Origin of the sequence: Exiguobacterium sp. s83 (assembly GCF_018617095.1) — a bacterium.
GTDB lineage: Bacteria > Bacillota > Bacilli > Exiguobacteriales > Exiguobacteriaceae > Exiguobacterium > Exiguobacterium profundum.
In genome coordinates this window covers 362,954-384,909 of the sequence record NZ_JACSJP010000001.1, presented here as the reverse complement: position 1 = coordinate 384,909, position 21,956 = coordinate 362,954, and the positions used below count along the sequence as shown (strand labels likewise).

General features: G+C 47.3%; 23 protein-coding genes. 8 read left to right on the top strand and 15 right to left on the bottom strand.

Going from position 1 to position 21,956, the window contains the following annotated elements; all coding sequences use genetic code 11:
* Positions 1–31: 31 nt before the first annotated feature.
* Both KNO73_RS01960 and KNO73_RS01955 read right to left on the bottom strand, forming a co-directional pair.
* Positions 32–1,267 (bottom strand): FtsW/RodA/SpoVE family cell cycle protein, encoded by a 1,236-nt coding sequence (locus tag KNO73_RS01960; RefSeq protein ID WP_015881277.1) that lies wholly within the window; start codon positions 1,265–1,267, stop codon positions 32–34.
* Positions 1,268–1,353: 86 nt separating this feature from the next.
* Positions 1,354–1,632: an Fpa/YlaN family protein gene (locus tag KNO73_RS01955; protein WP_015881276.1), complete on the bottom strand. Its 279-nt coding sequence runs from the start codon at positions 1,630–1,632 to the stop codon at positions 1,354–1,356.
* A 172-nt stretch (positions 1,633–1,804) separates the two neighbouring features.
* On the opposite strand from KNO73_RS01955, the gene KNO73_RS01950 reads away from it, so the two are divergent.
* Complete coding sequence (locus KNO73_RS01950; RefSeq protein WP_015881275.1) at positions 1,805–2,272, top strand: hypothetical protein; 468 nt, start codon at positions 1,805–1,807, stop codon at positions 2,270–2,272.
* Between the two features lie 124 nt (positions 2,273–2,396).
* Positions 2,397–3,569, top strand: coding sequence for a multidrug efflux MFS transporter (locus KNO73_RS01945; RefSeq protein ID WP_240499801.1), 1,173 nt, complete (start codon positions 2,397–2,399; stop codon positions 3,567–3,569).
* Positions 3,570–3,605: 36 nt separating this feature from the next.
* On the opposite strand, the gene KNO73_RS01940 is transcribed toward KNO73_RS01945, so the two are convergent.
* Together KNO73_RS01940 and KNO73_RS01935 are read right to left on the bottom strand one after the other, a co-directional pair.
* Positions 3,606–4,922 carry a PhoH family protein gene (locus KNO73_RS01940; protein WP_215111984.1) on the bottom strand — a complete coding sequence of 439 codons (1,317 nt, stop codon included), beginning with the start codon at positions 4,920–4,922 and terminating at the stop codon, positions 3,606–3,608.
* Between the two features lie 33 nt (positions 4,923–4,955).
* Complete coding sequence (locus KNO73_RS01935; protein WP_015881272.1) at positions 4,956–5,405, bottom strand: PNPOx family protein; 450 nt, start codon at positions 5,403–5,405, stop codon at positions 4,956–4,958.
* A 115-nt stretch (positions 5,406–5,520) separates the two neighbouring features.
* Between KNO73_RS01935 and KNO73_RS01930 the strand changes: the two genes are divergently transcribed.
* Positions 5,521–5,721: a YlaI family protein gene (locus KNO73_RS01930; protein WP_015881271.1), complete on the top strand. Its 201-nt coding sequence runs from the start codon at positions 5,521–5,523 to the stop codon at positions 5,719–5,721.
* Between the two features lie 36 nt (positions 5,722–5,757).
* Here KNO73_RS01930 and KNO73_RS01925 read toward each other — a convergent pair whose 3' ends face one another.
* Positions 5,758–6,102 carry a YlaH-like family protein gene (locus tag KNO73_RS01925; protein ID WP_015881270.1) on the bottom strand — a complete coding sequence of 115 codons (345 nt, stop codon included), beginning with the start codon at positions 6,100–6,102 and terminating at the stop codon, positions 5,758–5,760.
* An 87-nt stretch (positions 6,103–6,189) separates the two neighbouring features.
* The gene (typA, locus tag KNO73_RS01920) at positions 6,190–8,034 is read right to left on the bottom strand and encodes a translational GTPase TypA (protein ID WP_215111983.1); all 1,845 of its coding nucleotides are present in this window, start codon (positions 8,032–8,034) and stop codon (positions 6,190–6,192) included.
* 163 nt (positions 8,035–8,197) lie between these two features.
* Between typA and KNO73_RS01915 the strand changes: the two genes are divergently transcribed.
* Positions 8,198–8,374, top strand: a complete 177-nt coding sequence (locus tag KNO73_RS01915; protein WP_159562038.1) for a DUF5325 family protein — start codon at positions 8,198–8,200, stop codon at positions 8,372–8,374.
* A 49-nt stretch (positions 8,375–8,423) separates the two neighbouring features.
* Here the strand turns inward: KNO73_RS01915 and KNO73_RS01910 are convergent, their stop codons facing one another.
* From KNO73_RS01910 to KNO73_RS01900, 3 genes are all read right to left on the bottom strand, one after another.
* On the bottom strand, positions 8,424–9,677 hold the full coding sequence (locus tag KNO73_RS01910) for an inositol monophosphatase family protein (protein WP_078146630.1): 1,254 nt from the start codon (positions 9,675–9,677) through the stop codon (positions 8,424–8,426).
* Between the two features lie 78 nt (positions 9,678–9,755).
* Positions 9,756–9,944, bottom strand: coding sequence for a hypothetical protein (locus tag KNO73_RS01905; protein ID WP_015881266.1), 189 nt, complete (start codon positions 9,942–9,944; stop codon positions 9,756–9,758).
* A 236-nt stretch (positions 9,945–10,180) separates the two neighbouring features.
* Positions 10,181–10,447 carry a UPF0223 family protein gene (locus KNO73_RS01900; RefSeq protein WP_031421520.1) on the bottom strand — a complete coding sequence of 89 codons (267 nt, stop codon included), beginning with the start codon at positions 10,445–10,447 and terminating at the stop codon, positions 10,181–10,183.
* Positions 10,448–10,605: 158 nt separating this feature from the next.
* On the opposite strand from KNO73_RS01900, the gene KNO73_RS01895 reads away from it, so the two are divergent.
* Positions 10,606–12,087, top strand: coding sequence for an aminotransferase class I/II-fold pyridoxal phosphate-dependent enzyme (locus KNO73_RS01895; RefSeq protein WP_078146629.1), 1,482 nt, complete (start codon positions 10,606–10,608; stop codon positions 12,085–12,087).
* 118 nt (positions 12,088–12,205) lie between these two features.
* Here KNO73_RS01895 and KNO73_RS01890 read toward each other — a convergent pair whose 3' ends face one another.
* A complete protein-coding gene (locus tag KNO73_RS01890) occupies positions 12,206–12,511 on the bottom strand; it encodes a DUF3055 domain-containing protein (protein ID WP_078146628.1) in 306 nt (101 codons plus the stop codon).
* A 75-nt stretch (positions 12,512–12,586) separates the two neighbouring features.
* Here KNO73_RS01890 and aac(6') point away from each other — a divergent pair, with 75 nt between their 5' ends.
* Entirely contained in the window at positions 12,587–13,039 is a 453-nt protein-coding gene (aac(6'), locus tag KNO73_RS01885; RefSeq protein WP_078146627.1) for an aminoglycoside 6'-N-acetyltransferase, read from the top strand.
* A 20-nt stretch (positions 13,040–13,059) separates the two neighbouring features.
* Here the strand turns inward: aac(6') and lpdA are convergent, their stop codons facing one another.
* From lpdA to pdhA, 4 genes are all read right to left on the bottom strand, one after another.
* On the bottom strand, positions 13,060–14,472 hold the full coding sequence (gene lpdA / locus KNO73_RS01880) for a dihydrolipoyl dehydrogenase (protein WP_215111982.1): 1,413 nt from the start codon (positions 14,470–14,472) through the stop codon (positions 13,060–13,062).
* 4 nt (positions 14,473–14,476) lie between these two features.
* On the bottom strand, positions 14,477–15,766 hold the full coding sequence (locus tag KNO73_RS01875) for a dihydrolipoamide acetyltransferase family protein (protein ID WP_015881260.1): 1,290 nt from the start codon (positions 15,764–15,766) through the stop codon (positions 14,477–14,479).
* A gap of 78 nt (positions 15,767–15,844) precedes the next feature.
* Positions 15,845–16,822, bottom strand: coding sequence for an alpha-ketoacid dehydrogenase subunit beta (locus tag KNO73_RS01870; protein ID WP_015881259.1), 978 nt, complete (start codon positions 16,820–16,822; stop codon positions 15,845–15,847).
* Positions 16,823–16,825: 3 nt separating this feature from the next.
* Complete coding sequence (pdhA, locus tag KNO73_RS01865) at positions 16,826–17,911, bottom strand: pyruvate dehydrogenase (acetyl-transferring) E1 component subunit alpha (protein WP_015881258.1); 1,086 nt, start codon at positions 17,909–17,911, stop codon at positions 16,826–16,828.
* A 331-nt stretch (positions 17,912–18,242) separates the two neighbouring features.
* On the opposite strand from pdhA, the gene def reads away from it, so the two are divergent.
* Together def and KNO73_RS01855 are read left to right on the top strand one after the other, a co-directional pair.
* Positions 18,243–18,782 carry a peptide deformylase gene (gene def / locus KNO73_RS01860; protein WP_196430483.1) on the top strand — a complete coding sequence of 180 codons (540 nt, stop codon included), beginning with the start codon at positions 18,243–18,245 and terminating at the stop codon, positions 18,780–18,782.
* Between the two features lies 1 nt (position 18,783).
* The gene (locus tag KNO73_RS01855) at positions 18,784–20,409 is read left to right on the top strand and encodes an alpha/beta hydrolase (protein WP_214684556.1); all 1,626 of its coding nucleotides are present in this window, start codon (positions 18,784–18,786) and stop codon (positions 20,407–20,409) included.
* 42 nt (positions 20,410–20,451) lie between these two features.
* Here the strand turns inward: KNO73_RS01855 and KNO73_RS01850 are convergent, their stop codons facing one another.
* On the bottom strand, positions 20,452–21,909 hold the full coding sequence (locus KNO73_RS01850; RefSeq protein ID WP_214684558.1) for a phospholipase D family protein: 1,458 nt from the start codon (positions 21,907–21,909) through the stop codon (positions 20,452–20,454).
* Positions 21,910–21,956 lie beyond the last annotated feature (47 nt).

The window sequence follows — 21,956 nt, the reverse complement described above, 5'->3', positions numbered from 1 at the left end:
ATCCCCCCGTTAATGAAGTTTGTTTGTTTCCTTACCTGACGACGTGAAGTGATGAACGTTGAACGTTTTCTTCTGACTTCACCCGAATTTCTTCTCGTCGTGTCGCCTCTCGATGACGGTTACGCATCGAGATACTGCTGAGCACCCCGAGAACACCCATCATCATGATAAGCGATGTTCCCCCATAACTGACCAGTGGCAAGGTTACGCCTGTCCCTGGGAACCAACCGGACATCGCACCGATATTGATGGCCGTCTGGATCATAATTTGTGAGGCAATCCCAAACGATACGAACATCGCAAAGTGACTATCCGCATGATTGGCGATATGAATCGCGCGAAAGGCGATGAAGAAGAGTAGGACCAAAACCGTCAATACACCGAAGAACCCTAACTCCTCCGCAATGATCGACATGATATAGTCGGTTTCTGGTTCTGGCAAATACCCATACTTTTGAAAACTGTTCCCGAGTCCGACTCCGGTCAATCCACCATGTACGATCGAGATGATCGACATGAGCAATTGGTGTCCATATCCTTCCGGGTCCATGAACGGGTTGAACACGACCTCAATCCGACTTCGTTGATTCTCCGAGAAGATGGTCGTGAACAATACGAATACAGTACCCATCCCAGCTAAAATCCCCGGAATCAAAATTCGAAGCGGCGCCCCGACACCGAACCACATGAGCAACATGATGGAACCGAGGACGAATAACCCACCCATATCCGGCTGTCCATTGATTGCGATGGCGTAGAACGAGAAGTAAAAGAGGACAGGCACTAAAAAGAAGGCGCCGATTTGAGCGCGCAACCCTTTTTTCGTGATCGCGGCCCGCGCTAGTCGACCCGGGAGTCCTTTCAACTCATTATTCCATAGTTCATGGTAGTAGTTCGCAAGCAGTATGATGAGGACAAATTTGGCAATCTCGACCGGTTGAATGGTCATTCCGCCGATGATGAGCCAAGCCCGGGCCCCGTTCAATGGCGGCATCGCCCACGTGACAAACAGCAAGATGACAGAAAGCGCATAAAGACCGAGGCGAATGCCTTTTTTCCGAAACATCTCATATCGGAACAATGTCGCAATCAAATAGACAAAGATTCCAATGCCAACGTAGACGAGCTGGCGATAGAATAAACTACTATTCGCGTAATCCCCACGATTCCAAACACTCGCACTATAAATCATGATGGAGCTTAGCCCGACGAGCAAGAGCACTGACAAAAACAACGCAAAATCAAAATACCGAAACCGTGTTTTCATGTATTCACTTCCTTATGTAAAACAATCCGACAACCCTTATAAAAAAATACTCAAACAGCGCCTCTTGCACAGTTTGAGTATAAGGTTCATAATTCTGAAGCTTCTGCCAAGGCAGATAACTTTTGTTCCAATGAATCGAGCAGTCCTTTACCTTCAATGTCTGAAATGAGTCCAAGACGAACCGCAAAATCAATTTGGCGCGATAGTCCAAACATATGTGTATCAAGCACCTCTTCATAAAGCGGGCACTTCGGCATTTTTAGGTTTTCTAACTGTACTTCAATCAGACAACGGATTTTTTCAGCATCCGCCTCGAGTAATTGAAGCGCTTGCTCCCGTTGGATTGCAGCCAAATTTGTCGCCACTACGACCCCTCCTCCGTACGATGACAGACTGTTTGTCATAACTCAACTGTACATTATCTTTCGTCATAATTCAATGTACAGTATGAATGAACGCGACATTCTTCCTCTTTTCCATTTTACGAGAAAGAGCGCTATAATGAAACGTGTAATGTGTATGAAGGGGGATATAAGCATGATTTTTCCACTTGATGGAGCGGTTCGCCACAGTCTGACGATCGACCCGACCGTATGGATTTTTGACGAACGAAAACGAAAGATTGAAGATTTGGACTCGGTGACGGAGAATGACCGTGAGGCATACTATGCGAAAATGGGGAAAGCATGGGATGACGGATTGTCACAAGGAACTCGAATCGACCACAACAAACCGATGTCGCGACAAGACAAGGATGCAGCATTACGCGACTCGTTCGCCATGCCGCTCGCGCCTTTTTTAAACAATGCCGAACCGATTGAGCTCGCGACACATGTCCGTTTTTACGGTGAGACTATATTGACTCTATCGCTCAGCGAGGCATCGCGCGTATATTTACAATTTTCAAAAGACGGAAAAGTACTTACTGACGGACCTGTCTATGTATTATATGAGGATCAGGTCATTCGCCAAGTCAATCATATCACCGTATTAAGCAATCAATGAGAAGGGTCACACCTTCTCTTTTTTTGGACTTTTTAGTTCACAAAGTGTAGTATATAGAGTGTTGACTACAAATTGAATAAGAAAGGTCGTGACGCTTACGATACCTCTATGGAAACGAAATTTAATGGTTGTTTGGATCGGTAGCTTCTTGACCGCCGCGTCGATGAGCCTCGTCCTTCCATTCCTTCCATTGTTCATCGAACAACTCGGGGTAAAGGATCCGGACCACGTCGTCACTTGGTCTGCGATTGCGTTCGGCGCGACGTTCCTCGTAGCCGCCATCGTCTCTCCGATGTGGGGACGCTTGGCTGACCGAAAAGGAAGAAAGCTGATGCTCATCCGAGCCAGTCTCGGGATGGCCATCGTCATGTTCCTCATCAGCTTCGTCCAAGACGTATATCAACTCGTCGGGTTGCGTTTACTCATGGGGGCCGTGTCTGGATTTATTTCAGCCGGCATCACGTTAGTCGCATCTCAGACACCAAAAGAGAAAAGTGGCTGGGCGCTCGGTACCCTGTCAACCGGTGGAATCACTGGTGGTCTACTCGGTCCCCTCATCGGCGGACTGCTCGCAGACTGGATTGGGCTTCGATCCGTTTTTCTCTTTACCGGAAGTGCACTCTTCCTGACGTTCCTCATCACGCTTTGGTTCGTAAAAGAAGATTTTGTCCCAGTGAAACGCGAAGAACTCGCGTCGATGAAATCGATTTTCGCCTCACTGCGACATCCACAGTTGATTGTCGGTCTGTTTGTGACAACGTTCCTCATTCAGTTCTCGACACAATCCATCGGACCACTCTTGACATTATACGTACGTGAATTGAATCCGAACACTACCGCGCTCGCCTTCATGGCAGGGATTGTCGCCTCCGCTCCGGGACTGGCCGCTCTCGTTTCGGCGCAGCGTCTCGGACGGTTATCGGACAGACACGGAGCGGAGCGCATCTTGTTTTGGGCACTGCTCCTCTATAGCCTCTTCTTGATTCCGCAAGCATTCGTTACCTCAACGACTCAACTCATCTTGTTGCGTTTCGGAATCGGGTTCGCAACGGCCGCCTTGATGCCGTCCGTTCAATCGCTACTGCGCCAGCATACGCCGGTCTCTGCGACGGGGCGCATCTTTTCATACAATCAGTCCGCTCAGTTCATGGGGAATCTACTCGGACCGCTATTTGGATCCCAAATCGTGGCACACTTCGGATTTTCTGCCCTGTTCATCATCACGGGATTGATTATGATCTCGAATGCCTTCTTAGAACGGACGAACGTCCAGTCGTTACAACTCGATACAAAATAACGCCGAGCACGAAGCTCGGCGTTATTTGTATCTTTCTTATAGTAGGTCAGCCGCCAATCGTGCAAGTGACGAACGTTCCCCTTTCACGAGTTGCACGTGTCCGAAGACGTTTTGTCCTTTGAAGCGTTCCACCGCGTACGTCAAGCCGTTCGAGTATTCATCCAAATACGGATGGTCGATTTGATACGGGTCGCCGACGAGTACGATTTTCGAGTTTTCACCGACTCGGGTGAGAATGGTTTTAATTTCGTGCTTCGTTAAGTTTTGTGCCTCATCGATGATGATGAACTGGTCCGGCATACTTCTACCTCGAATATAGGTGAGCGCCTCGAGCTGAATCGATTTCATACCGGCTAGAATATTCCCGAGCTCGTCTTTTGAATTCGCATTAAATAAAAATTCCAAGTTATCATAAATCGGTTGCATCCAAGGACGAAGCTTCTCTTCCATTTCCCCTGGCAAGTAACCAATATCGTTCCCCATCGGCACGACCGGGCGAGCGACGACGAGCTTATTGTAACGCTGTTCATCCTCGACGAGCGAGAGCCCTGCTGCTAGGGCAAGGAGCGTCTTCCCGGTACCGGCTTTCCCAAGTAAGGTGACAAACGGAATGTCATCTCGAAGCAACAGGTCGAGTGCCATCCGCTGTTGAACGTTTCGTGGATGAATTCCCCAAATATGATCTGCATCGAGTGCCAGTGGTCGTAAAATCGGTTGAAGCGAATCGACCACAGCAAGCGCACTCGCTTTCGACACATTACTTTTCAAGACGACGAATGAATTCGGATATAGCACTTGTTTCGTCAAGGCCGTCGTCGGCAATTGACGAACTTTATAAAATTCATCGATGAGCGACTGATCGACTTCAATCTCTCGATAGCCGGCGTATAAGTCCGTCGTGTCAACGATATGATCTGTCAGATAGTCTTCTGCATCAATTCCAATGGCGTCCGCTTTGACACGGACCAATATATCTTTTGAGACGACGACGACCTTTCGACCTCCGTCATGCTCGAATTGTTTCATTAACTTTAAGGCAACGAGTAGGATACGGTTATCGTTTGTCATGACATCGAACGGAATATCGACCTGGTGTTCATGACCGATTTCGACAAACAGACGTCCTCCGTTTTCAAGCGGGACCCCGTCATGGAGTTTTCCCGATGTCCGGAGCTGGTCGAGGACACGTGACGTTTCACGGGCATTCCGCCCGACCTCATCCATGTTTCGTTTCTTTCCATCTAACTCTTCTAGGACGATGGCTGGAATGACCACGTCGTGTTCTTCAAATTGAAATAAGGATAGCGGATCATGTAGGAGTACGTTCGTATCGAGTACATACGTTTTTTTCATAGACTTTGCCGCCCCTCGAATATAGGATGGTATTCAAGAATGAAGACTTTCTTTCACTTCACGGTCAAGCTTTTCCGCCGCTCGAATATCATACGTTTTCGTGATTTCGGGCTGTGCGTAAGCTGCTCCATAAAACGAGATGTTCCTCACTTCTTCGACATGTCCTTCAAAAAAACGAAGATGAAGGCTTGGTTTAACCGCCGGATCGAACTCTCGAATCGCTGAGAGTAAAACATGATAGGACTGACCATCTTCGATAAAAATGAGGCCAGCCGTCTTTTCTGTCGTCAAGATGGTCACGATATGTGAATTTCTTGTCAATGCGAACCGGACCGTGACAGCATCTAACGCTTGCACCCAACTGATCGCATGGCTGATCGGCCAACGCTTCGCCTCGTCGAAACCGACGAGAAATGTTAACGGCATGTCGTTCAATAGGCGCTCTTGCGCAGCTGTCAGTTCAAACGTTGCCTTACTCGCCATTCAACTCCCCTCCTTTTAACCGGGTATGGTTGTACCATTCTCCCTTACCGGTTCAATTCCCTGCTTTTAACGGTTGAAATCATGCTATACTCATCGTATAGAGGAAGGTGAAAAGATGCGTGTAAAATGTTCTCTTTGCGATAAAGTCGAGACCATCGACTCATGGTCGTTTGAAGCAAAACGCTTGCGTAACAAACCGGCTAAAACGTATATGTGTCAAGAGTGTCAGGAGCGAATCAGCGAACGAACGGCTGAACGCGCCGCATCTGGACAGTTCAAGTTATATCCTACATTTCGACAGAAACGAAATTGGTAATGCAAACGGGCGCCTCCGAAGAGACGCCCGTATTTTTTATGATTCTACCGCATCTTGACGACGGTTCCACCAAAGGCGACCACGATAAATGGCTAACACGATTGCCATGACGGCAAGCACTTCCGGGATTGGCCATGTGAAAAAGACGAGTGCCATCGTACCTGCTCCAAGTGAAAGCAGAATATAGACGATGAGCGACTTCCACCATGCCAATTGTTTCGCAAAACCAAGTTTAAAGACAAGGATTGTCAGTAAGATGACCGTGACAACGAGTGCATTGAACCCGACGGAAAAGTCATTCGGGTCACTGCCGACACCTAGCATCGAAGCGATCCACGGAACGTCAATCTGTGTGATATCGATTGTTTGAGAAGCTTTCAAGACAAAGAGTCCCCCTTTATTTCATACACATCCATTCTACACTATTCCATGCAAAAGGGAACGCCGAAGCGTCCCCTTTCTGCTAACTTATTCTTTACCAAGTTTACGACGCTTGTCAGCTTTCTCGCGTTCGTTCTTGTTCAAGATTTTCTTACGAAGACGGATTGACTCCGGTGTGATTTCACAGTACTCGTCATCGTTCAAGAACGTGAGCGACTCTTCAAGCGAAAAGACGCGCGGACGTTTCAAGACTTGTATCGAGTCTTTTGCAGAAGCACGCATGTTCGTCAATTGCTTCCCTTTAACGGCGTTAATGGCAAGGTCAACGTCACGGTTACATTCCCCAATGATCATTCCTTCATACACATCCGTACCTGGCTCGATAAAGATTGTTCCACGGTCTTCGAGGGCACCGATTGAGTAAGCCGTCGACTTCCCGTTTTCGATACATACCATAACACCGCTACGTCGGCCACCGATATCAGCAGCGATATACGGACGATACTCTTCGAACGTATGGTTCAAGATTCCGTATCCACGTGTCGCTGACAAGAATTCGTTACGGTAACCGATGAGACCACGTGATGGCACGAGGAATTCCATACGCGTCTGACCGTTGTCATTCGTGTTCATGTTCGCAAGCTCACCTTTACGGAGACCAATCGATTCCATGACTGAACCTGTATACTCTTCAGGTACGTCGATGATAACGCGCTCGAACGGCTCAACTTTCGTGCCGCTCTCGTCTTCACGGATGATAACTTGTGGTTTCGACACTTGGAGCTCGTAACCTTCACGACGCATGTTCTCGATCAAGATCCCGAGGTGAAGCTCACCGCGTCCTGATACGATCCATTGGTCTGGTGAATCTGTATTTTCGACACGGAGTGAAACGTCCGTCTCGAGTTGTTTCATCAAACGTTCTTCGATTTTACGTGCTGTCACGAAATCGCCTTCACGTCCTGCGAACGGAGAGTTGTTTGTCATGAAACGCATTTGAAGCGTTGGCTCATCGATGCGAAGGAGCGGAAGTGGCTCTTCTTTACCGACTGGCGTTACCGTTTCACCGACGTTGATATCTTCCATTCCGGCGATAGCGATCAAGTCCCCTGCTTTTGCTTCTTCGATTTCGACGCGCTTGAGGCCGAAGTAACCGAACAATTTCGTGACACGAAGTTGCTTCACCGTACCGTCTGTCTTACAAAGCGATACTTGCTCACCGACTTTGATTTTCCCACGGAAGACGCGACCTACACCGATACGACCGAGGTAGTTGTCATAGTCGAGCATCGTCACTTGGAATTGAAGTGGCTCGTCTGAGTTGTCCACTGGAGCCGGCGTGTTTTCAAGAATCGTGTCGAGCACGTGCGTGATTGTATCTTCTTGTTTTTCTGGGTCAGGATCGAACGAACTTGAACCGCTGACTGCTGATGTGTAGACGACAGGGAATTCAAGTTGATCTTCATCTGCGCCAAGGTCGATCAAGAGATCAACAACTTCATCGACAACGTCGAGTGGACGAACCATCGGCTTATCGATTTTGTTGACGACGACAATCGGACGAAGTCCTTGGTCGAGAGCTTTTTTCAATACGAAACGTGTTTGTGGCATACAGCCTTCACGCGCATCGACAACAAGGATAACGCCGTCTACCATACGCATGATTCGCTCAACTTCTCCACCGAAGTCTGCGTGACCTGGTGTATCTACGATGTTGATGCGCGTCTCTTTATAATCGATTGCTGTGTTTTTTGCGAGAATGGTAATTCCGCGCTCACGCTCGATATCGTTCGAGTCCATCGCGCGTTCTGCGACTGCCTCGTTCGTCCGGAAAGTACCAGACTGTTTCAATAATTCATCGACTAACGTTGTTTTACCGTGGTCAACGTGCGCGATGATGGCTACGTTACGAAGGTTTGTTCTTACGTTCATGTAGTTATTCCTCTCTTATTTAAAAAATTTCAACTTTTCTTCAACTTTAAGAGTATAGCACACGTCACAGTACCTTTGTCGAGTGGAATCGACTGTGAACGTTTTCATCTCGTGTTTTTTATCATACAATAGGGAAGAGAAGAGAAAATAAGGAGGAACCTCCATGCAGCTAATGTTTGTATTGATCGCAACGGCCGTTGTCGCAGGATTCGTCGGCATTGGAATCGGGGTGGCCGAGGGGAGCGCCGCCATTATCTTGGGCAGCCTCGTGTTAAGTGGCGTAGCGACATACTTTGGTATTCAATTGCGTCGCCGCATTCTTTCAGACCATCAATCATAAAAAAAGGGTTACTCCGGGATCATGTCGGAGTAACCCTTTTAACTTGCCTTTATAGCGGACGAGTCAAGCAGATGCGGTCGCGTAAAACGAGTCCATCTTCTTCGATGTCATCGTACCCGTGATTACGAAAATAATCGCGTTCCACCGAATCGAATCGGAATCCAGCTTGTTGGTAAAAGCGCAGTTGCATGATGCTTGAATTCCCTGTACAGACGAGCAGTTCTTTTCCACCAATCAAGGCGGCCCGCTTCACTGCGTCTTGTAACAAGCGTTGACCAATCGTTTGGTTTTGACGTTCGGGTTTCACTGCGATATTGACGAGTTCAACCCGATCGCCTTCGTGTGAAACGAGCATATACGCACCGACAATCTCACTACCGAGTAACGCTTTGTACGTACGACCTTCCTCGAATTGTTCCCGGACCATCGCTTCATTCGGATTCGCCAAGACGAGTAAGTCGCGGATTTCTTCATACGAATCATGTTCCACGATGTGTAAGTCCGGTTTTACTTCAGCCGTGACCCCTTTTGCGATGACGTAATGTTTGATGACGTCATTTACAAATGAATCGCTCCCAGCCAGGACAGATGTTTTTCCGTCATAGCGAATCGGCTCACCATATAAGGAAACGACACGCCCGCCTACCTCTTCAACGAGTAACTTTCCAGCAGCATAATCCCATGGCATATTGCGCATGGTGATGTAGCCGTCCACGCGACCGGCAGCAAGCCAGGCTAATTCAAGCGATGCAGCACCATGAGCTCGCGTCCCAATCGAGTCCCGTACAATCGGAGCGAGTATTTCCGGGGCAATCTGGTGGTTCGGCGTGACCCACGTCGCATTCATACTTAAAAACGCGTCTCGGACATGATGTTCATGAAGGGTCGTCAACGTCCGACCATTCAACGTCGCCCCGTATCCTTTCCGCGCCATGAACATCTCATCCGCCATGACGTCATAGACGAATCCATATTCCACGACTCCATCTATCATGATCGCGATAGAGATGGCAAACATACGTTTTTGATGAATAAAATTTAACGTCCCATCAATCGGGTCGACAAACCAGACGGTACCGGTCAATTGTTCTGGCTGATCTGTCGTCCCCTCTTCCCCCATAATCTGATGTTCCGGAAATGTTTGTTGGATTCGACGGACAATCAGTTGTTCCACCGCGCGGTCGATTTCAGTGACCAAGTCCCCTTTTCCCGTCTTTCGTTCCACTTCATAACTTTGATCAATCTCGCGACGAATCAGTTCTCCCGCTTGTTTGATTAAGTCGACTGCAAACCATTCTATCATCTGTGATCACCTCAACTGTATTGTACCAAACAAAAACCAGTATCCGCTCGGAATACTGGTTGAATGTGTGTGTAATGGTTAGGCTTCGAGACGCAATAATTCTTGGCGGTACTTCTCTAACCGATGCTTGCTAGCCTGAACTGTAGCATCATCTTGTGACGCCATCGCATCGAAGAGGGTTGCCAATTCATAATCAATCTCTAAGCGCAGCACCGGGATCCGTTTTTCTGCGTCTTTTCTTTTGAATGCCTCAATCACTTGTTTCATAAGATGCCACACTCCTTTTGTTGAGCTACAAGTTACGGTTTAGTGAGTTGAATTGAGTATATCAGATAAAATTCGAAAAAGAAAGATAATTGTCTGACTATTTTGAATTTTTTATCTTAATGGATATATTCCCAATTCCGAGGTCCCTAAACCTGATTTGGTGTTAATGAACTGTACCCGATTTAAAGGAGAAATAACAAAAAAGCATGCCTGAATTTGCTCGGGCATGCTCGGTCTTACAGTTTGATCATTTTACTCGAGGACTTCATTGCCGCCTGAACCGTACGATACGTGGAATAACCTGTCTGTTCGTCGTGAACCGCGTTCAGTTGTTTCTCCTCCGACTTAGATGTTACGATCTGCTTGAAGGCACGATAGGAGTCGAGAAAAACCTCTCGTTCCACCCCACCTTCATTGGCTTGTGCGACGACGTTATAAAACTCGACGACTTCAATCAATTCGTCAGTCGTCCAATCCGGATTGATCGGATAGTTGATTTGCATATTGTTTCACCTCGACACCCATTGTAACAACAAAAAAAACTATTGCAAGTTGAGCCAGAAATCTCTATAGTTTTTTTGTTGCTTCTTTTTTAAAAACAACATATATCATAACGATACTATTCATCTTATAAATAAACTGATTCAAGGGGGATTTACGATTGAAATTAAAAGGTGCTACTCAGCTCGAAACGCCACTATTTGACACGTTGCTTGAACATGTCGACTCAAACCCGATTGCGTTCCACATTCCTGGTCATAAAAGCGGAAAAGGGATGGACCCGGAGTTTCGTGACTTTATTGGTGAAAACGCCCTAAAAATTGATTTGATTAACATTGCCCCACTCGATGACCTCCATCATCCAAAAGCGGCAATCGCTGAAGCGGAGCGCTTGGCGGCAGAGGCGTTCCGTGCTGACGAGACCTTTTTCTCCGTTCAAGGGACATCGAGTGCCATCATGGCGATGATCATGGGTGTCGTTGGCCCGAACGAAAAAATCATCGTGCCACGGAACGTCCATAAATCCGTCATGTCCGCGCTCGTCTTAACGGGTGCCCACCCGGTCTTCATCCACCCGGAATTTGACGAAACATACGGCATCGCCCACGGAATTACGGCTAGTGCCGTTGAACGCGCGCTTGAACTTCATCCGGACACGAAAGCCGTACTCGTCATCAACCCGACTTATTTCGGGGTCGCAGGTGATTTAGAGCGTATCGTATCCGTCGCGCATGCACAAGACGTTCCTGTACTTGTCGATGAGGCACACGGCGTTCATCTCCCGTTTCACGATGAACTTCCGCTCTCGGCGATGCAAGCGGGAGCAGATGTGGCGGCGACGAGTGTGCACAAGCTTGGCGGTTCAATGACAGGCAGTTCGATTTTGAACGTACGCCGCGGACTCGTCTCGCCAGAACGAATTCACGCGATGCTCTCTATGATTACAACGACGTCAACATCCTATTTGCTCCTCGCTTCTCTCGACGCGGCACGTCGACAGTTAGCGACAAAGGGTCACATGATGAATGAGCGTGCACTCGAGCTTGCTAGAACGGCCCGTACGGCAATCAATCTCATGCCGAACTTATCGGTATACGGTCATGCCGAGTTGCATTCTGAATCGACTTACGCGCTTGACGAAACGAAAGTACTCGTATCCGTGCGTGAACTTGGGGTAACTGGATTTGAAGTCGAGAAATATCTTCGCGACAAACACCGCATCGAAGTCGAGATGTCCGATTTATTGAATGTGCTCTTCATCGTCACATCAGCGGACGACGAGTCAACGATTCAAGCGTTGATTGAAGCGATGCGAGATGTCGTTTCTGTTTACCAAAAGTCTGGGAACGACTCATTATCCATCATGCTCCCAGAGATTCCACCACTTGCGCTCAGTCCTCGTGATGCGTTTTATGAAGAGACGGAGACGATCCCTCTCGAAAACGCAGTCGGGCGTATTTCAGCGGAATTCATCATGGTGTATCCACCTGGAATTCCAATCATCATTCCAGGTGAATTGATTACGACGTCGACACTCGAATACATTATGGCCAACATTGAAGCGGGTCTTCCCGTACAAGGTCTTGAAGATGAGTCGCTGCAAATGATTAAAGTCATCCAACAAACAAAAGCGATTCGCTAAATAAAAAATGAGCCGGTCATGATGACCGGCTCATTTTTTATGTCATCTCAGAAAAGGTGGCTGTAGATGATCGAATTGCTTCCCCTAGTGCCTATTATAAGAAAACGCTTACATTTTTTCAAGTGTCAATTTCTTCAGATGCTTGTGTTTTTTCGACGAAGCAAAGTCGTAAAAATTCAGCGACGTGCTCTGTGTCGTTCAAGTTGATGCCAAGCATCGGATACAATTGACGCGGCTCTTCTAGCGCATGCAAATCAAGAAGGGCCGATTGACCCGTTTGCATACAGACGACTAACACCTTGCCCATGAATTGCTGTGTATAGACGAAACCAAAATCATAACGGGCGGCTTCTGTTTCAATCCCCGTAAATCGGACCCGACTCGTCTCGGACACGGTATACAATAACTCCTCATCGAATGCCATCAGGATTCCCTCCCTTTTCTCTTCACAAGTATTTTCCTTTATACTACAAGTATGAAACCTAAGGAGAGAATGACAATGAAGATTGATTATGCAACAGAGGTAAACGTAGAAACTCTTGTCCAGTTCATGCACGATTTATGGCCAGACGCCCCCACCGAAGAATTACGAATGGAAGTCAAACTCGGTCTCGCCTCAAAAAAGATGCATTATTTCATCGCATCAAATGAACATGGGAAGGCGGTTGGTTTTTGTCAACTCAGTTTCCGGCATGACTATGTGCCAGGTTCTAGTACGTCCCCGACCGCCTATGTGGAAGGAATCTATGTCAGTGAATCAGAGCGCCACCGAGGTGTCGCCTCTCGTTTGGTCGATACTGCATCAACCTTTGCGGCCCGTCACGGTTGTATCGAACTGGCATCGGATACCGAGCTTGAAAACGAGGACAGTCAATGCTTTCACGAGAAGGTCGGATTCAAGGAAGTCGAGCGTGTCGTCACCTACATTAAAAACCTCTCCCACGAATCGTGAGAGAGGTTTTATTGACGTTCTTATTTTACAACGTGGATTGGCATACCCATTGCGATTTCAGCAGCTTCCATAGCCATCTCACCGAGTGATGGGTGAGCGTGGATTGTAAGTGCGATATCTTCAGCAGTCATACCAGTCTCGATTGCAAGGCCAAGCTCAGCAATCATATCTGAAGCGCCCGTACCCGCGATTTGAGCACCGATCAAGAGACCGTCCTCTTTGCGTGTGATGAGCTTCATGAAGCCGTCTGGCTCGTCAAGTGCAAGTGCACGACCGTTCGCTGCGAATGGGAATTTCGAAACTGTGATTTCGAGTCCTTCTTCTTTTGCGAGTGGCTCTGTATAACCAACCGTTGCGAGTTCAGGATCTGTGAAGACGACTGCAGGGATTGCAGAGTAGTCGAGGTAAGCTGGCTTACCTGCTGCTGCTTCCGCTGCGATTTTCGCTTCGTAAGATGCTTTGTGTGCAAGTGGTGGTCCAGGAACGATATCACCGATTGCATAGATGTTTTCGTTCGATGTTTTACACTGGTCATCGATTTCGATGATTCCACGGTCGCTGATTTTAACGTCCGCGTTCTCAAGACCGATGTCGCCTGTGTTTGGACGACGACCAACTGTGACGAGGACATAGTCCGCTTCAACAGATTGCTCTTCACCGTTTACTTCAAACTTAACAGTTACGCCGTCTTCCGTTTCTTCAACACCTTTAGCAAGTGCATTCGTGTGAATTGTGACGTTCCCTTTTTGCTTGAGTTTCTTCTTAACGATTTGCGTCATTTGTGGTTCGAAACCAGACAAGATGTCGCTAGCGCCCTCTACAACGACAACTTCTGTATCGAAGTTAGCGTATGCAGTACCGAGCTCCATACCGATGTATCCACCGCCGATGACGACGAGTTTCTTCGGTACTTCAGGAAGTGCCAACGCGCCAGTTGAAGAAAGGACACGTTTAGACCATTTGAACGATGGGATCTCGATTGGTGTAGAACCAGTCGCGACAATCGCTTTTTTAAATTTGTAAGGAGTTGAGCTGTCTTCAGTGATGACACGAACTGTGTCTTCAGACGCGAAGAACGCTTCACCTTGAACGATCTCGATTTTGTTTCCTTTGAGGAGACCTTTAACACCGCCAGTCAATTTGTTAACGACTGACTGTTTCCAATCTTGAACTTTTGTGAAGTCCACTGACACGTTGTCAGACGTGATTCCCATTGAATCATGACCTTTAGCGTGTTGGAAGTTGTGTCCTGCTGTGATCAACGCTTTCGATGGGATACATCCGACGTTCAAGCAGACACCACCGAAGTTGCCTTTCTCAACGATAGTTACTTTCATTCCGAGCTGTGCGCCACGGATTGCGGCAACGTATCCACCAGGACCGGCACCGATGACAAGCAAATCAGTTTCTTGTGCGAATTCTCCTACTACCATGTTCTTATCCCTCCATCATTAGAAGTGCTGGGTCTTCGAGCAAGCGTTTCACCATGTTAAGAGCGTTTTGTGCAGTCGCACCGTCGATGAGGCGGTGGTCAAAGCTGAATGAAAGTGCAAGTACTGGCGCAGCAACGATTTCACCGTTCTTCACGACAGCTTTCTCAGCGATACGGCCGATACCGAGAATCGCAACTTCTGGGTGGTTGATGACAGGCGTGAACCATTGTCCACCAGCTGAACCGATGTTTGTGATTGTGATCGATCCACCTTTCATGTCTTCCCCAGCGAGCTTACCTTCACGAGCTTTACCTGCAAGTTCGTTAATGTTTGTAGCAAGTGCATAGATTGATTTACGGTCTGCATCTTTTACGACTGGTACAACGAGTCCGTTGTCCGTGTCAGCTGCAATCCCGATGTTGTAGTAGTTTTTGTAGACGATTTCTTCGTTCACGTCATCGATTGAAGCGTTGATTGTTGGGAATGCTTTCGCTGCAGCAGTCAATGCTTTCACGACGAATGGCAAGTACGTGAGTTTCACGCCTTGGTCAGCCGCGACTTGTTTGAAATCTTTACGGAGTGCAACGAGTTTTGTAACGTCGACTTCGTCCATGAGTGTAACGTGTGGTGCAGTGTGTTTCGAGTTAACCATAGCTTTCGAGATGGCTTTACGGATTCCACGGATTTTCTCACGTGTTTCAAGTTCAGGAGTCGCTGACTCGTAAGGCTTGATTTCCGTTTTCGCAGCAGCTGCTGGTGCTACAGATTCTGTTTTCTCTGTTGTAGCTTCTGCAGACGGTGCTTCGCCGTTCGCGAATGCATCGATGTCTTCTTTCAATACACGGCCGTTGTCGCCAGAACCGTTTACTTCACGGATGTCGACACCTTTTTCACGTGCATATTTACGGACAGATGGCATAGCGATAACACGCTCAGATTTGTGAAGTTGAACGTCGCGTGGCGCGTCTTCTTTCACATCTTCTTTTACGTCTTCTGTCTTCTCTTCTGCTTTCGGTTGTTCAGGTGTTTCTTCTTCACCTGCTGGTGCGTCGCCTTCGATGTCAAACGTAATGAGGACGTCGCCGACTACAGCAACTGTACCTTCAGAAACTTTAACTTCTTTGACTGTACCGTCGACTGGAGCTGGGATTTCAACGACTGCTTTGTCGTTTTGTACTTCTAAAAGAACATCGTCCTCTTTGACCGTATCCCCTGCTTTTACGAACCACTTGACGATTTCACCTTCGTGAATACCTTCACCGATATCTGGTAATTTAAATTCAAATACTGCCACTGGTTTTTCCTCCCATCAATTCATCATGTAAACACGACAAGGGAGACAATTCTCCCTCATCGTTTATTCGACACGATCTTAGAAGTTCACAACTTCCTTAACTTTTGCAACGACATCTTTATGGTCAGGTAACCACATGTCTTCACCTTGTGCGAATGCGAAGACTGTGTCTGGTGCAGTTACTCGAAGAACTGGTGCTTCGAGGTGAAGAATTGCGCGCTCTTGAATTTCAGTTACAACGTTCGCTGCGATACCTGCTTGACGTTGTGCTTCTTGAACGACGATCGCACGACCTGTTTTCTTAACAGACTCTACGATTGTGTCGATATCAAGCGGGCTCACTGTCATGAGGTCGATGACTTCAACGTTGATGTTTTCTTTTTCAAGTTCTTCCGCTGCTTTGAGTGACGTGTGCACCATCGCACCGTAAGTGATGATTGAAACGTCTGTACCTTCACGTTTCACATCCGCTTTACCGAGTTCGATTGTGTACTCACCTTCAGGTACTTCGCCACGGAATGAACGATACAATTTCATGTGCTCGAGGAACACGACTGGGTCGTTATCACGGATAGACGCGATCAACAAACCTTTTGCATCGTACGGAGTCGATGGAATAACGACTTTAAGACCAGGTGTCTGAGCCATCAAACCTTCAAGGCTGTCCGCGTGAAGCTCAGGTGTCTTAACTCCACCACCGAATGGTGAACGGATTGTGATTGGTTGGCTGTAAGCGCCGCCTGAACGGTAACGCATACGTGCCATTTGAGCTGCGATTGAGTCGAAAACTTCGAATACGAATCCGAAGAATTGAACTTCCATGATTGGACGGAATCCAGTAAGACCTAGACCGATCGCAAGACCACCAATCCCTGATTCAGCGAGTGGCGTGTCGAAGACACGGTCTTCGCCGAGCTCGTCTTGGAGACCTTCCGTCGCACGGAATACCCCACCGTTTTTACCAACGTCTTCTCCGAAAAGAAGTACTTTCTCGTCGCGTTTCATTTCAACGCGCATCGCATCAGTAATCGCTTGGATCATTGTCATTTGAGCCATAACTTACTTCGACTCCTTTGCAGTATATTCTTCAAGCTGTTCTTTCAAGTTTGAAGGAAGTTCTTCGAACATGTTGTTGATGAAGTCCGAAACTTTTTGTTTTGGTTCTTTGTCTGCTTGGCTGATTGCTTCTTTCACGTCAGCTTTCGCTTGCTCGATCACTTCGTTCTCCATGTCTTCGTTCCAGAGTTTCTTGTTCTCAAGGAAGAGACGGAAACGTACGAGTGGATCTTTTTCTTGATATTCTGTGTCGAGTTCTTTTGTACGGTAACGTGTTGGGTCATCCCCAGCGAGCGTATGTGGTCCGTAACGGTAAGTGAGTGACTCGATGAGTGTCGGTGTTCCTTCGAGTGCGTCGACGCGAGCTTGTTGAGTCGCTGCGAGCACTGCAAGAACGTCCATTCCATCTACTTGAATTCCGTTGATTCCAGCTGCAACAGCTTTTTGCGCGATCGTTTTAGCTGCAGTTTGCTTTTCAACAGGAGTTGAGATAGCGAAACGGTTGTTTTGAACGACGAAGATTGCTGGTGATTTGAATGCACCTGCAAAGTTCAATCCTTCGTAGAAGTCACCTTGTGATGAGCCACCGTCACCTGTGTAAGTAATGGCGACATTTTTGTTGCCGTTGCGTTTGAGGCCCATTGCCACACCCGCAGTTTGAATGATTTGTGCACCGATGATGATTTGTGGCATCAATACGTTGACACCTTCAGGGATGCGGTTTCCTGCCACGTGTCCACGTGAGAACAAGAACGCTTGATAAAGCGGAAGTCCGTGGAATACGAGTTGCGGGATATCACGGTATCCTGGAAGAATCCAGTCCTCTTTGTCGAGCGCGTATTGCGTCCCGATCATCGTCGCCTCTTGACCTGCCACTGGCGCGTAGAATCCTAAGCGACCTTGACGGTTAAGTGAGATGGCGCGTTGGTCCCAGATTCGAGTATAGACCATGCGGCGCATGAGCTCCTGAAGTTGCTCGTCCGTTAGGTCAGGCATTGCGTCTTGGTTGACGACCTCACCCTTCTCGTCGAGAATACGGAACGTTTGGAAGTTTTCTTCCACGTTTTGAAGTACCTGAACGTTGTTCATTCGTTTCACCTCATCCTTTCAACTATGAGACAATTGTCTTTTTTGTGATCAAACACTATCTCAAATCTTACGTGTATCTGTCCAAAAAAGCAATCTGTATTAACGTGATTCAGAAAAGTTATCCTCTCCTGACGTTTCCTTGTTAGTATAAAACGGGTTGTTTCAATAACGCAAAAAATATGCTTACCTAAATAAAACGCTTACATTCAAGGGATATGACATCCTTTTCACCACTGTATTATTTTCATTTCACCTTCTGTACCATCCACATTCCTTCCTGTTTAAATATGATATAATCAATCATATAAGTTCGATAGAAAGGAAGTTGTGTATGTTAACCATGAAAGATGTCATCCGCGAAGGAGACGAGCGACTTCGCGCGCGTTCAGCCGAAGTTTCGATTCCGCCAACAACAGAAGATTTGGCGTTACTCGACGAGATGGAGACGTTTCTTGTCAATAGTCAAGACCCAGAGATGAGCGAGAAATACGAGTTACGAGGTGGTGTCGGAATCGCCGCACCTCAACTCGGTGTAAATCGTCGTTTCTTCACAGTATTGCTACAAGAAGAGGAAGAGACGTTTAAACTCTCCATCTTCAACCCTAAAATTACAAGTCATTCCGTCGAACAGACATTTTTGAATGGCGGCGAAGGCTGTCTATCGGTCGATCGCGTGGTCAAAGGAAATGTACCTCGTTTTCGTCGAATCACGTTAGAAGGGTTCGACCGCGACGGGAAGCCGATTAAGCTTCGTCTGCGCGGAATGCGCGCTGTCGTATGTCAGCACGAGCTCGATCATTTAGACGGGATCATGTTCTATGACCGGATTAATATGTCGAACCCGTTAGAAACATACGGCGAACCGATTTAACATGTTTAGTTCGAGAAAAAGGGCACTGTTGTTACTATTCCCATTTTTATTTCTTTTAATCGGTGGATGTGTGCGAATCAATTATGATGCGACCGTCCACTATGACCAATCTGTTTCGCTTGAAACGACTTACGCGTTCCGTGATCATCCAGTCATGAAATTGCTCAATCTCAGACTCGACTGGGATACTTGGAAAGAGCAGGCGGAAGAAAACGGATATGAAACAGAAGATTATTCAAGTCCTGATGACTACGAAGGCATGGTCTTAAAGAAGACATTTAAAAATGTCGACGAGTTGCAACAGATTAAAGAGGAATGGAAAACGGGACCAGCCGGTATTTTAGTCCCTCCGGATATTCAGTTCGACATCGAGCAACAGGAAGGCATTTGGTTTGATTCATATACACTCCAAACCAATCTCGACCTCCGACTCGATCGGGTCGACTTACCCGGTGTTGAACTAACCGGCTCCCCCAAAAAATTGGCTGAACGATATATCCGCCAAGCCGACATTCGCTTTAACTTGACTGTTCCGACCGGCGTATTCGTTGAGGATGGAACTGGCTTAGACCTCCGTTCTATGAAACATGTCGAGTGGCAAGTCTACGGCGGTCGGCAAAATAACGTGAAGCTAGTTGCCCATGTACCGAACGTCAAAGCTTGGATCGTGACGGGAATCGTTCTGATTGCAGCGGCCGTATTGACTTACTTCATTTGGCGCAAATATCGTCGGAATGTTGGCAACCCAAAAGAGACATCCATTCGTTCACGTCTCCTCGGACTGTTGATCGTCTCACTTTCACTCGCTCTCATCATCGTCACCTTCCGACAAGAGTTGACAAACGAGCGTCAATCCGAGGCGATTCGCCAAGCTACTCAAACGAATGAGTTTATCCCTACGTTTGCAGTTCATGGTTTACTCGGGACAGACCGGACGTTCCTCCGTTTCTCTCAAGCGATGGAACAAAGTGGGCAAGCGACTGACGGAGCACTTTGTACCGTGACTGTCAAAGGCAAGGCCGACTGTGAAATATATGATTTTAGTTCAACTCGCCCGATTGTCCGAATCGAGTTCGAAGATGCAGAGGCTTCTTTGAACAATCAGACAAAGTGGTTGAATACAGCCATTGAAACATATAAAAAAACGAGAAATCGATCATTCGATCGGATGTATATCATTGGCCATAGCATGGGTGGCGTAGCCGCTGCCAACTATATCTTGAATCAAGAGACGTACATCGTCGATAAGTTTGTAACGTTCGATAGCCCGTTCGGCGGGACACGCCTTGCGAACTTCGGATTATCTGCCAGTAACTTCGGCATTAACACCGGAAGCCCTGCCATCCGTGATTTGTCCCCTAACTCAGACGGACTGCAGGCATTCCAGTCTAAGCTTGAGACATGGCCGAGGTCCGTTCAGGTACTCTCCTTCTCTGGACGAGGCGGTGAATTCAATTTGATTGAGCCGGCGAGTTCTCTGTTACTGGAAGAGTATACGAATAACATTCAGACAGAAACGGTACCGTACGACCATTTCTCGCTTCACCGTAAAAGTGACGTCTTGAAAGAGACTGGGAAATTCTTATACGAATACACGAATGAGTTTAATCCAATCGAGACGAACTAACGTCAAAACAGCTATCCCCAAATTTTGAGGATAGCTGTTTTTTTAATACGTCATCGTCCATGTGACTTTTTGGAGCCAATACATCATATACTTTCCGATTGGGAGATCGGTTTGAATCTCATCATACGCTACCGTATACGTGCCATTCTCATTGTTCCATAGACGATTAAAATACTCGTCCACTTCATCAAAGAAGGCTGTATCCACTTCTCCTGTCACTTCGACGTCTGCCTCTAGGTTGTAATCGTTCATGTTCCGGGTCGTATAGTTCCCCGATCCTAAGACAACGGTCTTTTCTTCACCATCCACATACAGGATTTTTGGATGATATTGTTCCTTGGCGACATCATACCAGCGAATCTCGATTTGCTCCGGGTTGACGGTGTTCAGTTCTGCCGTCACCGGTAAGTTCGGTAACCCTGATTTCGATCGACCGAAGGCATTCGTGTTCGGATCGAGGATCAAGTTCACCTTCACCCCGCGCCCGGCGGCATCCTCGATTGCTTGGATAATATTCCGATCTGCCAAATAGAACATTCCGATCCAGATGGTGTCCCCATCGTCCGCCCCATTCATTGCATCGAGCACCGACTCTTGAATCTTCCCTTCCGTGACATAACGAATCTCCATCGGTGCCTCGCTCGGCGCATTTTCAATCTTCGACAACGCTTCATCATCTGGGAAGCGCCGTGCATCCCCTTTAGAGAACGTCGCGACCGCTTGCTCACCTTCAACGATTTCTTTTAAAATCGGTCCTTTTAAATGGACACCGACATTCGAGTGATATCCGCTGGCATCATGTGGATTAGCGGAAAGTACAAAGCCTTCATTCTCGGTGACCATCACTTTTCGATGGTTCGCTTTGATATTGAGCAACCTTAAATATGCACGTACCGTAATGTCCGGTGCCGAAGAGGCCATCGGGTTCGGTAGCCATCCGTCTTGACTATTGCCGAACCACTGAATCGCCATCCGGTAAAACGTGGAGTATAAAATATTCGGGTCACGAAGAGCATCGAGATTTGTGTACACGACTTCTACCCCTGCCTCCTCCAGTACATCGAAGTGGTCAGAAACATGACCGTTATAGCTGGTATTGATGTCATCCGTGATGAAGACGACTTTCAAGTCCGGATATCGTTTCATTTGCTCAAGCAATGCTGAAGATAGGCGCGATGTAATGTCCGGATATTGTCGGTCTTCATTCGAATAAGGATTGAATAAGAAAAAGTCCATGACGATATATTCTTTTGCCTCACGTATCGCTCGTTCAACTTCACTAAATATCTCCTGTTCGACAATCTCTGTATCTTCCCCTTGATAGGTCAAATCATGAAGAAAATCGATTTGGTCATCTGTGATGAGGTACGGTTCAGATTGTCTCGACACGCCTTCCGGTAATGGTTTGACTTGATGATAAACGAGCGTGATGAGAAAAATGACCGCAATGATTGCGGCTCCCCATTTCAGCCACCCTTTCTTCCCCTTTTTCTTCGCCATAAGCTCCCCCTCCTCTTTTGCGGTGAAAAAAACGAGCTGTAGTCTCC

What these genes read in the sequence shown, in the direction of transcription:
- KNO73_RS01960 (WP_015881277.1), bottom strand. Translation starts at nt 1,267, where the DNA reads ATGAAAACACGGTTTCGGTATTTTGATTTTGCGTTGTTTTTGTCAGTG.
- KNO73_RS01950 (WP_015881275.1), top strand. Translation starts at nt 1,805, where the DNA reads ATGATTTTTCCACTTGATGGAGCGGTTCGCCACAGTCTGACGATCGAC.
- KNO73_RS01945 (WP_240499801.1), top strand. Translation starts at nt 2,397, where the DNA reads ATGGTTGTTTGGATCGGTAGCTTCTTGACCGCCGCGTCGATGAGCCTC.
- KNO73_RS01940 (WP_215111984.1), bottom strand. Translation starts at nt 4,922, where the DNA reads ATGAAAAAAACGTATGTACTCGATACGAACGTACTCCTACATGATCCG.
- KNO73_RS01935 (WP_015881272.1), bottom strand. Translation starts at nt 5,405, where the DNA reads ATGGCGAGTAAGGCAACGTTTGAACTGACAGCTGCGCAAGAGCGCCTA.
- KNO73_RS01930 (WP_015881271.1), top strand. Translation starts at nt 5,521, where the DNA reads ATGCGTGTAAAATGTTCTCTTTGCGATAAAGTCGAGACCATCGACTCA.
- typA (WP_215111983.1), bottom strand. Translation starts at nt 8,034, where the DNA reads ATGAACGTAAGAACAAACCTTCGTAACGTAGCCATCATCGCGCACGTT.
- KNO73_RS01915 (WP_159562038.1), top strand. Translation starts at nt 8,198, where the DNA reads ATGCAGCTAATGTTTGTATTGATCGCAACGGCCGTTGTCGCAGGATTC.
- KNO73_RS01910 (WP_078146630.1), bottom strand. Translation starts at nt 9,677, where the DNA reads ATGATAGAATGGTTTGCAGTCGACTTAATCAAACAAGCGGGAGAACTG.
- KNO73_RS01905 (WP_015881266.1), bottom strand. Translation starts at nt 9,944, where the DNA reads ATGAAACAAGTGATTGAGGCATTCAAAAGAAAAGACGCAGAAAAACGG.
- KNO73_RS01900 (WP_031421520.1), bottom strand. Translation starts at nt 10,447, where the DNA reads ATGCAAATCAACTATCCGATCAATCCGGATTGGACGACTGACGAATTG.
- KNO73_RS01890 (WP_078146628.1), bottom strand. Translation starts at nt 12,511, where the DNA reads ATGGCATTCGATGAGGAGTTATTGTATACCGTGTCCGAGACGAGTCGG.
- lpdA (WP_215111982.1), bottom strand. Translation starts at nt 14,472, where the DNA reads ATGGTAGTAGGAGAATTCGCACAAGAAACTGATTTGCTTGTCATCGGT.
- KNO73_RS01870 (WP_015881259.1), bottom strand. Translation starts at nt 16,822, where the DNA reads ATGGCTCAAATGACAATGATCCAAGCGATTACTGATGCGATGCGCGTT.
- pdhA (WP_015881258.1), bottom strand. Translation starts at nt 17,911, where the DNA reads ATGAACAACGTTCAGGTACTTCAAAACGTGGAAGAAAACTTCCAAACG.
- def (WP_196430483.1), top strand. Translation starts at nt 18,243, where the DNA reads ATGTTAACCATGAAAGATGTCATCCGCGAAGGAGACGAGCGACTTCGC.
- KNO73_RS01855 (WP_214684556.1), top strand. Translation starts at nt 18,784, where the DNA reads ATGTTTAGTTCGAGAAAAAGGGCACTGTTGTTACTATTCCCATTTTTA.
- KNO73_RS01850 (WP_214684558.1), bottom strand. Translation starts at nt 21,909, where the DNA reads ATGGCGAAGAAAAAGGGGAAGAAAGGGTGGCTGAAATGGGGAGCCGCA.